Source organism: Azospirillum aestuarii (assembly GCF_016632405.1).
GTDB lineage: Bacteria > Pseudomonadota > Alphaproteobacteria > Azospirillales > Azospirillaceae > Azospirillum > Azospirillum aestuarii.
The window spans coordinates 311-9,872 of record NZ_JAEPIV010000011.1; the positions used below are offsets into that span (position 1 = coordinate 311).

5 protein-coding genes are annotated in these 9,562 nt (G+C 69.1%); 1 reads left to right on the forward strand and 4 read right to left on the reverse strand.

Annotation, left to right across the window (positions count from 1 at the left end; translation table 11 throughout):
* On the reverse strand, positions 1 to 2,404 hold a 2,404-nt coding region (locus JJL56_RS33715), incomplete at its 3' end, for a beta strand repeat-containing protein (protein WP_282188938.1).
* 494 nt (positions 2,405 to 2,898) lie between these two features.
* Between JJL56_RS33715 and JJL56_RS18825 the strand changes: the two genes are divergently transcribed.
* Entirely contained in the window at positions 2,899 to 4,212 is a 1,314-nt protein-coding gene (locus JJL56_RS18825) for a tetratricopeptide repeat protein (protein ID WP_200485917.1), read from the forward strand.
* A gap of 12 nt (positions 4,213 to 4,224) precedes the next feature.
* On the opposite strand, the gene JJL56_RS18830 is transcribed toward JJL56_RS18825, so the two are convergent.
* The 3 genes from JJL56_RS18830 to JJL56_RS18840 are packed head-to-tail and all read right to left on the reverse strand — an operon-like array spanning position 4,225 to position 9,454.
* Positions 4,225 to 6,138, reverse strand: coding sequence for an O-linked N-acetylglucosamine transferase, SPINDLY family protein (locus JJL56_RS18830; RefSeq protein ID WP_247891144.1), 1,914 nt, complete (start codon positions 6,136 to 6,138; stop codon positions 4,225 to 4,227).
* Positions 6,135 to 7,946 carry a tetratricopeptide repeat protein gene (locus tag JJL56_RS18835; RefSeq protein WP_200485918.1) on the reverse strand — a complete coding sequence of 604 codons (1,812 nt, stop codon included), beginning with the start codon at positions 7,944 to 7,946 and terminating at the stop codon, positions 6,135 to 6,137. The genes JJL56_RS18830 and JJL56_RS18835 overlap by 4 nt, the downstream gene beginning before the upstream one ends.
* Positions 7,943 to 9,454: a tetratricopeptide repeat protein gene (locus JJL56_RS18840; protein ID WP_200485919.1), complete on the reverse strand. Its 1,512-nt coding sequence runs from the start codon at positions 9,452 to 9,454 to the stop codon at positions 7,943 to 7,945. Before JJL56_RS18840 ends, JJL56_RS18835 begins: the two co-directional genes overlap by 4 nt.
* Between the last annotated feature and the right edge of the window lie 108 nt (positions 9,455 to 9,562).

Below are 9,562 nucleotides of genomic sequence, written 5' to 3' on the forward strand. Positions count from 1 at the left end.
GGGCGTTGGTGTCGATGCGGTCGTTGTTCTGGCTGATCGCGGTGGTGTAGGGGGTGTTGGCGTTGCTGGCGCTGTCGACCAGGACGATGTTGACCGGGATGTCCTGGTTGGCGGCGCGGTCGCCGGTGCGCTGGCCGTCGGCAGTGACCGTGAAGGTGGCGGTGTAGGTGGTCGCGCTGACCTTGGTCAGGTTGCCGAGCGCGAAGCCGTCGACCGTGCTGCCGCTGCCCAGCGTGTAGGTGTCGCTGTCCGACGCCACGGTGATCGTCACCGTCACCGTGTCGCCGACCTTGGCCGGCTGGTTGGGGATGGTGACGGTGGTGATCGACGGCGGCGTCGTGTCCGGGGTGCTGTTCGTCACGGACTGGTTGGTGACGGTGGCCGGAGCATTGCTCGCGGTGTCGGTCAGGTTGCCGGTGCCCGGGTTGTAGTCGAGCGTCACCGTCTCGCCCTGGGCGACCGCCGAGGCCAGCGTGAAGGTCAGCGTGGCGGTGCCCGAACCGCTGGCGTAGGTCGCGGCACGGCTCTGGCCGGCGACCGTGACGGTCAAGCCGGCGGCGCTGGTCGCCGACATGGCTTCGGCGAAGGTGACCGTCAGGGTCGTGCCGTTCACCGCCGCCGAGGCGATGGTCGGCCGGTTCGCGTCGATGCGGTCGGCGCTCTGGCTGATCGCCGTGGTGTAGGGGGCGTTGGAGTTGCTGGCGCTGTCGGTCAGCACGATGTTGACCGGCACATCCGAGCCCGCCGTCACGTCGGTGCCGCCGCTGGTCACCGTGAAGGTGGCGGTGTAGGTCGTCGCGTCGACCTTGGTCAGGTTGCCGAGCGCGAAGCCGCCGACGGTGCTGCCGGCGCCCAGCGTGTAGGTGTCGCTGTCCGACGCCACGGTGATCGTCACCGTCACCGTGTCGCCGATCTTCATCACCGCGTCCGGGATCGTCACCGTGGTGATCGACGGCGGCGTCGTGTCGGCGACAACCGGCGGCAAGGAAACGTAGGTGTCCACACCGCTCAGCGTCAGTGTCTCATAGGGTGTGTAGATGGTTTCGACACCGGACACGAAGATGGTGCCGGCGGTGTCGGTGACGGTCACCACATCGTTGCCGGTGCCGCCGATCAGGGTTTCCAGCGCCTGGACCTGGACCGTGTTGCCACCGGCGCCGAGATAGACGACGTCGGTGCCCCCATTGCCGACGACGGATTCGACGGCCGACACCGTCATGGTGGCGCCCCGTGTGGTGCTCATCGTCACCACATCCATGCCGGAACCGCCGACCAGGGTTTCCAGCGCCTCCACCTGGATCGTGTTTCCACCGGTGCCGAGGTGGACGACGTCGTTGCCGGCCTTTCCGATCACGGATTCGATCGCCGAAACCGAGAGGGTCATGCCGTTGTTGTTCAACGCGACGACCACGTCGTCGCCGGAACTGCCGATCATCGTTTCGATCAGCGACACCAGCATCGTGCTACCGACGGTGTTCCAGGCGATCGGCCCGTCGCCGACGATTGCCGTCCCGTCCCGGAGCGTGACGTTGACGACATCGTTGCCGCCGCCGCCGATCAGAGTGGTGAGGCTTGCCACCGTGACGGTGTTGCCGACGTCGAGGAGGATGGCCGTGGTTCTGCTGCCGGTTCCGCCGACGATCGTTTCGATCGACGACATGGAAACGGTGCCGCCGCCGGTCTGGAAGCTGATCGTGCCGGTCTTGTAGCCCATCGTCACGACATCGTTGCCGCTGCCGCCGATGAGGGTTTCCAGGAAGGACACGCCGATCGTGTTGCCGCCGCTGGCCAGAATGACCGTGTCGCCGGCACCGCTCCCGTTTCCGAGGACGATCTCGACGCCTTGCAGCAACATCGTGTTGCTGCCGCCGCCGATGGTGGCGACGAGGTCCCAGCCATCGGTCCCGATCAGCGTCTCCATCATGGTCACCGCCATGGTGCTGCCGCTGGAGCCGGCGGCATTCATCCTGATGACGTCTTTGCCGGCGCTGCCGATCATCGATTTCAGATACGCCACCGACATCGTGTTGCCGGTGGTGCCGGCCAGCGTGATGAGGGTGGTGCCGGTGGACGCGCCGATGATCGTCTCGAGCGATTCCACCACCATGGTGGTGCCGGTGGAGGTCAGCTGAACCCGGTCGTTGCCGGAGCTGCCGATCAGAGTTTCGAGGGCCTGGACCGTGATGGTGTTGCCGGCCGTGCCGGCCAGCGTGACGACGTCCTTCCTTTGGGCCGATGTGCCGCCGATGAGGTGGTCGAGGTTGGAGACGGTCAGGGTCTGGCCCTGGGTGTTGAGCCGCGCGCCCTGGGTGCTGCCGTTGCCAACGATCCCCGACCAGACCTCCGTCGAGGCGAACACGTAGTCCGAGCCGCCCGAGAGCGTCAGTGTTCCACCAGCAGCCATCTCATCCCTCTTGCATCGGCGTTCTTAAGGCTCTGCCGCCATGGCGGCAGGAGCGTCGTGGCTCTCATACGATTGGCCACCACCTCGCAATAGTGGATAAGTGAAGTTAAAAATTTATCTACGCTACCTGCCATCCCTCGAATCGCTGGCGCCAACCACCGCACTGCCGCAGAAAATCAAAGTGCCGCATGGGTTATACATTTTCGCCTTTGCGAGATTGAGTTGCGCTGATGGCGGTGGATTGTTTTTTTGACGCCTCGCCTTATCGCGCGTCGGTTGTTAAATACAGCGAGTTGCTGCAAATTACTTCATGATGCCGGCCTCGCAAAAACCACCGTCGGCTACAAAAAGTAGAGAAAATCATCAAGAAATCGCATGCATGCGCGGTTGCGGCATCACCCTCGGGGGCGGGTGGTTGACAACCGTGCGATCGAACGAGTCTATGGTCGCAGCGTGGTCTTGCGGTTCGGCCACGGCGAGCCAGGGGGACGAGGATGGACCACGCACAGGCCACGACCACGCTGGAGGCTGTCCTCGCGGCCAATCCCCGTGACGATGGCGCCTGGAGCATGCTCGGCCATCTCCTGCGCCGTGCGGGAAAGCTGGACGGGGCCATCGCCTGCCACCGGCGGGGCCTGGAGGTCGCGCCGGAGAACGCCAGCATCTGGAGCAATCTGGGCAACGCCCTGGTGGACGCCGGCCGGTTCGACGAGGCGTTGGCCGCGCATGCGGAGGCGCTGCGGCTCGAACCGCACAGCCCGGCCTTCCTCTTCAACAACGCCGTGGCCTTGCGCAAATCGGGACGCTTCAAGGAGACGCTCGCGATGATCGGGCGGGCGACGGCGGGCGGAGGCGCCACCCCCGAACTGCGCTGGGAGCGGGCTCTCGCCCGGCTCCAGATCGGCGACTACGTCCACGGCTTCGCGGATTACGAGGCCCGGCGCGGGCTTGCCTCCTACCATGGGCGGCCGCCATCGGAACGGACCTGGAACGGCGGCCCGCTGGACGGGCGCACCCTGTTCCTGTTCACCGAGCAGGGATTCGGCGACGCCATCCTGGCCGCGCGCTACATGCCGCTGGTCAGGGAGCGGGGCGGCCGGGTGCTGTACGAATGCCATCCGGAGCTGCGCCGGGTTCTGTCAGGGCTGGGCGTCGATTCCGTCCTGCAACCAGGGAGCCCGCCGCCGGCCTTCGACGTCGAGGCGTCGCAGATGAGCCTGCCGGGCCTGTTCGGCACCACGCTGGCCTCGGTCCCGCCGCCGGTGACCCTGACCATTCCGGACTCGTCCCGTGAGAAGGCCGCCCATCGGCTCGGCGCGCGGGAGCCGGGCACGCTGCGCGTCGGGATCGTCTGGTCGGGGCGGGTGACCTTCGCCGACAACGGCCGGCGCGCCACCAGCCTCGCCCGGTTCCTGCGCTTCGCCGAAGTGCCGGGCGTACGGCTCTACAGCCTCCAGAAGGGACCGCCCGAGGCCGAACTCGCGGACAGCGGCGTCGCCGGCCATTTGGTAACGCCGCTCGGCCCCGACCTCGACGATTTCGCCGACACGGCGGCGATGCTGGAACAGCTTGACCTCGTCATCATGACCGACAGTTCGGTGGCGCATCTCGCCGGGTCCCTCGGCAAGCCGGTCTGGAACCTCGTGCAGCACGTCCCCTACTGGATCTACGGATTTTCCGGCGACTGCACGCCGTGGTACCCGACGATGCGCCTGTTCCGCCAAGGCCCCGACCAGGACTGGGAACCGGTGTTCGCAAGGGCGGCGGACGCCCTGCGCGAGGAGGTCCGTCGTCGCGCAGGGCAATAGAATGCCCGGCGCTCAGGGGTCCGCCGCTGTTTCCTCCCGCTCACACCCGAGCCAGGACCGCCACATGTCGCGGTAGGCCTCCTCGACCGCCGCCGCGAAGCCGCGATGGTCGTTGAGGGCCGAGCGTTCCATCCGTTCCCTCATGCCGCGGCGCAGCGCGGCCAGTCGCCCCATGTCCCCGGCCAGGGCGACGGCCGTCTCGACATAGCCGGCCTCGTCCGTCGCGATGAACTCGGCCAGCCCGCATTGGGACAGCAGGCTGGCGCCCACCCGCGCGACGTGGTGGCGGCCGGCGAGCGTGACCACCGGCACCCCCATCCACAGCGCTTCGCAGGTGGTGGTGGTGCCGTTGTAGGGGAACGGGTCGAGGCCGATGTCGATCCGGTCGTAGGCCCGCAGATGGTGATCGATCACATCCATCGGGGGAAGCAGATCGACACGGCCGGGCTCCACGCCGTTGCCCGCGAACCGCTGGAGACAGCGCGCCCTAGTCGGCGGGTCGCCGAAGGCGCGGCTCTTGAGGATCAGGCGGGCGGTCGGCACGCGCGCCAGGATGGCCGACCAGACCCGCACGACCTCCGGCGTCACCTTGGCGGCGTTGTTGAAGGACCCGAACGTCACGAAGCCATTGGCCAGCGCCGGCGGCTCCTCGCGCGCCGTGACGAAGCGCAACGGCTGGAAGGCGAGAAACCCGTTGGGCAGGCGGACCAGCCGCTCGGCGTGCCAGTCGTCGGTGAGACCCGGCGGGTCGGCGACCGCATCGGTCAGGCGGTGGTCGATCGCCGGCATGCCGGTGGTGTCGGGATAGCCCAGCCAGGCGACCTGGACCGGGGCCGGCTTGCGGGCGAACAGCAGCGGCCGGCTGTGCGCCGTGTGGCCGGCCAGATCGACCAGAATGTCGATGCGGTCGCGCTCGACCAGCGCGGCGGCCACCGCATCGTCCAGGTTGGTCAACGACCGCCACCCGTCGGCCAGACTCCTCATGCGTTCGGTGATCGCGTCGTGATGGTCCGAGGTGGCGAAGCAGAACACCTCGACCGTAGCGCGGTCGTGCTCGCGCAGCAGGGGCTCGATGAAATGGGCGCAGGCGTGGGCGCGGAAGTCGGGCGAGACATAGCCCACCCGCAGCCGCCGGCCGGGGGTCCGGTCATTTGAGAATTGCCGGTTCCGCGGCATCAGCGGCCGGGCGTGCCGCTCGTTCCAGTGCGTGTGGGCGCGGGCGATGACCTCGGGCGGAACCCAGGGCGTGTAATGCAGGGCGAACAGCAGGTTGGAGTGCAGCAGGGCCAGATCGGGGTGGCGTTCGATCCCGCTTTGGAAGACCGCGATGGCCTCGGTGATCCGCCCTTGCTCCTTCAGCGCTTCGCCGAGGTTGACGACGGGTTGCGGCAGGTCGGGCTGCGCCTGGATTGCGGCATGATAGCAGTCAACGGCGCGGCTCGATTCCCCGAGGTCCCGGTAGACGTCGCCCATGTTGCTGTGGGCGCCGCCCATGCCGGGCTTCAGCCGCACCGCCCGGCGGTAGGCGGTGATCGCCCGGTCGGGCTGCCGCTCCGTCTTCAGGAGGTTGCCGGCGTTGAACCAGGCGTCGGCGTAGTCCGGGCACAGGGACAGCGCCACCCGCACCATCGCCAGCGCCTCCGCCGGCCGGCCGATGTCGGCCAGCGCGCAGGAGAGGTTGCTGCGGATCGGCGCGTCGTCCGGCAGCGCCGCGACGGCCCGGCGGTAGCAGGCGACGGCCTCCTCCCACCGCCCCGTGCCGCGCAGCAGGATGGCCAGATTGTTGTTGGCGTGGGCGTGTCCGGGATCGTCGCGCAGGATCGCCCGGTAGCCGGCCTCGGCGGCGTCGTGCCGGCCCGCCCGATGATGCTCCAGGGCGGCGGCGAAGCGTTGCACCGCCGCCGTTCCCGCCGCGTCTCCCATCATCGCAGCCCCGCATCGTCGAGGATGGCGAGCAGCCGATCCGCCGCGCGGGTCCAGGTGAAACCTTGCACCAGATGGTCGCGGGCCGACGGGTGGCCGGTGTCGCCGCCGCGGATGATGGCGGTCAGGATGTCCGCTGCGGCGTCCTCGTCCGGGTCCCACCAGTCGAGCCCGTGGAACGGTGGATAGGGCTGCTCGCTGTAGGGCAGGCGCGCGGGACGGACGGTGGCCGGGATCAGGCGGGCCACCCGGTCGTCGAGATAATCCACATAGGCGGAATGGTGCGGCGCGATCAGGCTCAGCCCCATGGCTCCGGCCTTGGAGAGGGGAAGGTCCCAGCCCTCGCCGTGCGACATGCTCCAGTAATGGGTCGCCGCCCGCAGCAGCCCCGTCATGTCGGCATTCGACAGGAGTTGGTCGATCAGCACGACGGGCGCCGCGTCGGCCATCCGTTTCCCGACGGCGATCTCCGTCCGTCGGACCAGCTCGCCGAGTTCCGCGCCGAACGCCGGGTTGTTTCCCTTGCCCAGCTTCAGGATGAGCACCGCGTCGTCGGTGCGCGCCGTGCTCCGCAGCCAGACCCGCAGCAGCCCGTCGATGTTCTTGCGGGGAATGAAATCCGAGACGTTGAGGAAGCGGTGCCGATAGCTGGAGACGAGCCTCCCGCGCGGATCGACCAGGGTCGGCACGGGGCCGCCGCCGGCGGTGTCCTCCGGATCGATGCCCAAGGGGCAGACCCGCAGGCGATCCTCCGGATAGCCCTGCGCCGCCCAGGCCATCCGGGACGATTCACTGGGCACGATGATGAGGTCGCTGTGCTCGCTCAGGCGCCGCCATGCCGGCGGTATCCGGGTTCCCTCGAACATCGTGAAGGTCACCGTGGCCAGACCGGGCACCCGCTCGACGGCCAGCGGGATGAGGAAGTTCACCAGGGCCTTGGCGGGAACCGGCGGGTCGAGATCCTCCTCCCGCCAGGATTCCCGACCGAAGATTCCGATCGTCTGCAGGGGCACGGCTTGCTTGCGCAGCGTCCGAATGAAGCGCTGGCAGAAATGGCCGTAGCCCGTGGCGCTTTCGAAGGCGCCGCGGACGGCCAGTCCCTTCTGCGTTCCCGGCCCCGATCCGAAGGCGTGCGCGGCGGCGGCCCGGTACCGTCCGCAGCGCGCCAAGCCGTTGACTGCCTCGGAGGTGGTCGGGTCGAGCCGGAGCGCGCGGCGGAAAACCCCGGTGGCCTCGTTCAGCCGACCGAGCCGCAACAGCGTTTCGCCAAGCTGGACATAAGCGAGGCCCCCCTCGGGTGCGACGGCGATGGCCCGGCGCAGATCCTGGGATGCCGCCGCCACGTCGCCGGCGAGCATCCTGACCAGACCGAGATTGTACCATTGCACGGCCGGGCCGGGAGCGAGGCGCGAGGCGCGCAGCAGGAACCGGACGGCACCGTCCAGGTCCCCCGTTTCCTGCGACACCGTGCCCAAACGGCTGCAGACGGCCGCGGACTCCGGTTGCATCGCCGCCAGCGTGCGCAGGGCGCGCGCGGCGGCCGGCCACTCCCGGCGGTGTTGCAGGACGATGCCGAGGTTGGTCAGCGCGGCGGCATGCCCCGGTTCGATGCGAACCGCATCGCACAGGGCCTCTCTGGCCGCGCCGTCCTGGCCAGCCGAGAACAGCGCGGCGCCGAGCAGGTTGAGCGCATCGAATCGCCCCGGCTCCGCCGCCAGCACGGCCCGGCAGGCGTCGATGGCCTCCGCCAGCCGCCCGGCGCGATAAAGCCGGGACGCCGCCTCGACGTTGGCCATCACGGCAGCCGTCACGGCGTCCCCGCGGCGCGTCGGGCGACCACGGCGGCAATTTCGGCGGCGATCCGGGCCATCACCCCGTCCCAGTCGTTCCGGCGCGTCATGCGGAACAGCCGGGTCGCCGGGTACCAGGGCGTGCGGTCGGGGAGGCGCATCCAACGCCAGTCCCCCAGCCACGGCAGGGCCAGGAACACCGGGCGCCCCATCGCGCCCGCGATGTGGCCGACCACGGAATCGCAGGCGACGATCAGGTCCATGCCCTCGATGATCGCGGCCGTATCGACAAACCCTTCATCCTCACCACTCCCGTCCCTGCCCGGCAGCGAGACGATCCCCAGCCGGTCGTCGGGCCGCTCCCATTGGCCGGGTCCGTCCGCCTTTTGCAGGCTGTACAGCCGCACTCCGGAAAGGTGCGACAAGCGTGCGAAGCGTTCCAGCGGAATCGAGCGGTCGGCCCCCGCGGCGCGCCACTGGATGCCCACCCGGAACTCGTTCCGCCACCCCGCCTCGGCGATTTGCCGGTTCCAGAACGCCGACCGGTCCGGATCGGCCCGCAGGTACGGAACGCCGCCGGGAATCGTCGCCGCCGTCGTCCGGCAGCGGTGGGGCAGGCTCATCAGGGGTAGAAAGCAGTCGGCCTCAGGCACCGGTTCGCCGTGCGCCACCAGCGCATCGATGCCCGGAACCGTGGCGAGGAGGCGCTTGAGCGGGGGCTGGCATTCGAAGACGGTGCGGGCGCCCATCGCCTTGAGCACCGCCATGTAGCGGATGAACTGCACGGTGTCGCCGAGCCCCTGCTCGAAATGGACCAGGATGGTCTTTCCGTCCAACGAGCCGCCGTCCCACAGCGGGGTGCCCGGACAGTCCCGGTTCCACTGCCAGACGGCTTGTCGGCTTCGCCATTCGTACTCGGGCGTGCCCTCCGCGAAGTTCCCGGCGGTGAGCAGGCTGACGCCGAGATTCTTGTGGTGTTCGGCGGACCCCGGCTCAAGCCGGACGGCCCGCCGGTAGCTCACGGCGGCCGCCTCCGGCCGTCCTTGGGACAGGAACGCCGCTCCGAGGTTGTTGTTGGCCGCCGCCGCGCCCGGTTCCAGCAGCACGGCCAGCCGGTAGGCGGTTTCGGCCCGTTCAGGCTCGTCCACGGCCATCAGCGCGTTGCCGAGGCTGAACGCCGCGTCCGGGTGGCCGGGCCGCGACGCCACGAGACGGAGAAGCGACGCCACCGCCTCGCCGGGCAGACGGCGCTCGATGAGCAGAGACGCCCACTGGAACAGCGTGTCGGCGTCGTCCGGCCGAAGGCGAAGGGCGGCCCGCAGAGCGACCGTCGCGCCGTCCAGGCGCCCCAGGCCGCGCTGCACCAGCCCCAGCACGAACCAGGCCACCGGATGCTCCGGCCGGATCGCCACCGCCGTTCGGAAGGAGCGCGCTGCCGCCTCCAGCGATTCGGATTCGACGTGACGCAGGCCGGAGCCGAAGCATCGGCCGAACGCGTCTCCGGCCCCGTCGAACGTCCCCTCGATCACCCACCGTCTCCATCCACTTGGTCGACCCGGCAAATGGGTTTGGAATTGCCGCGCCCGATGGTAACCATTTTCCCGATGAATTCACGCTCCGCAAGCCTCCACGGACGC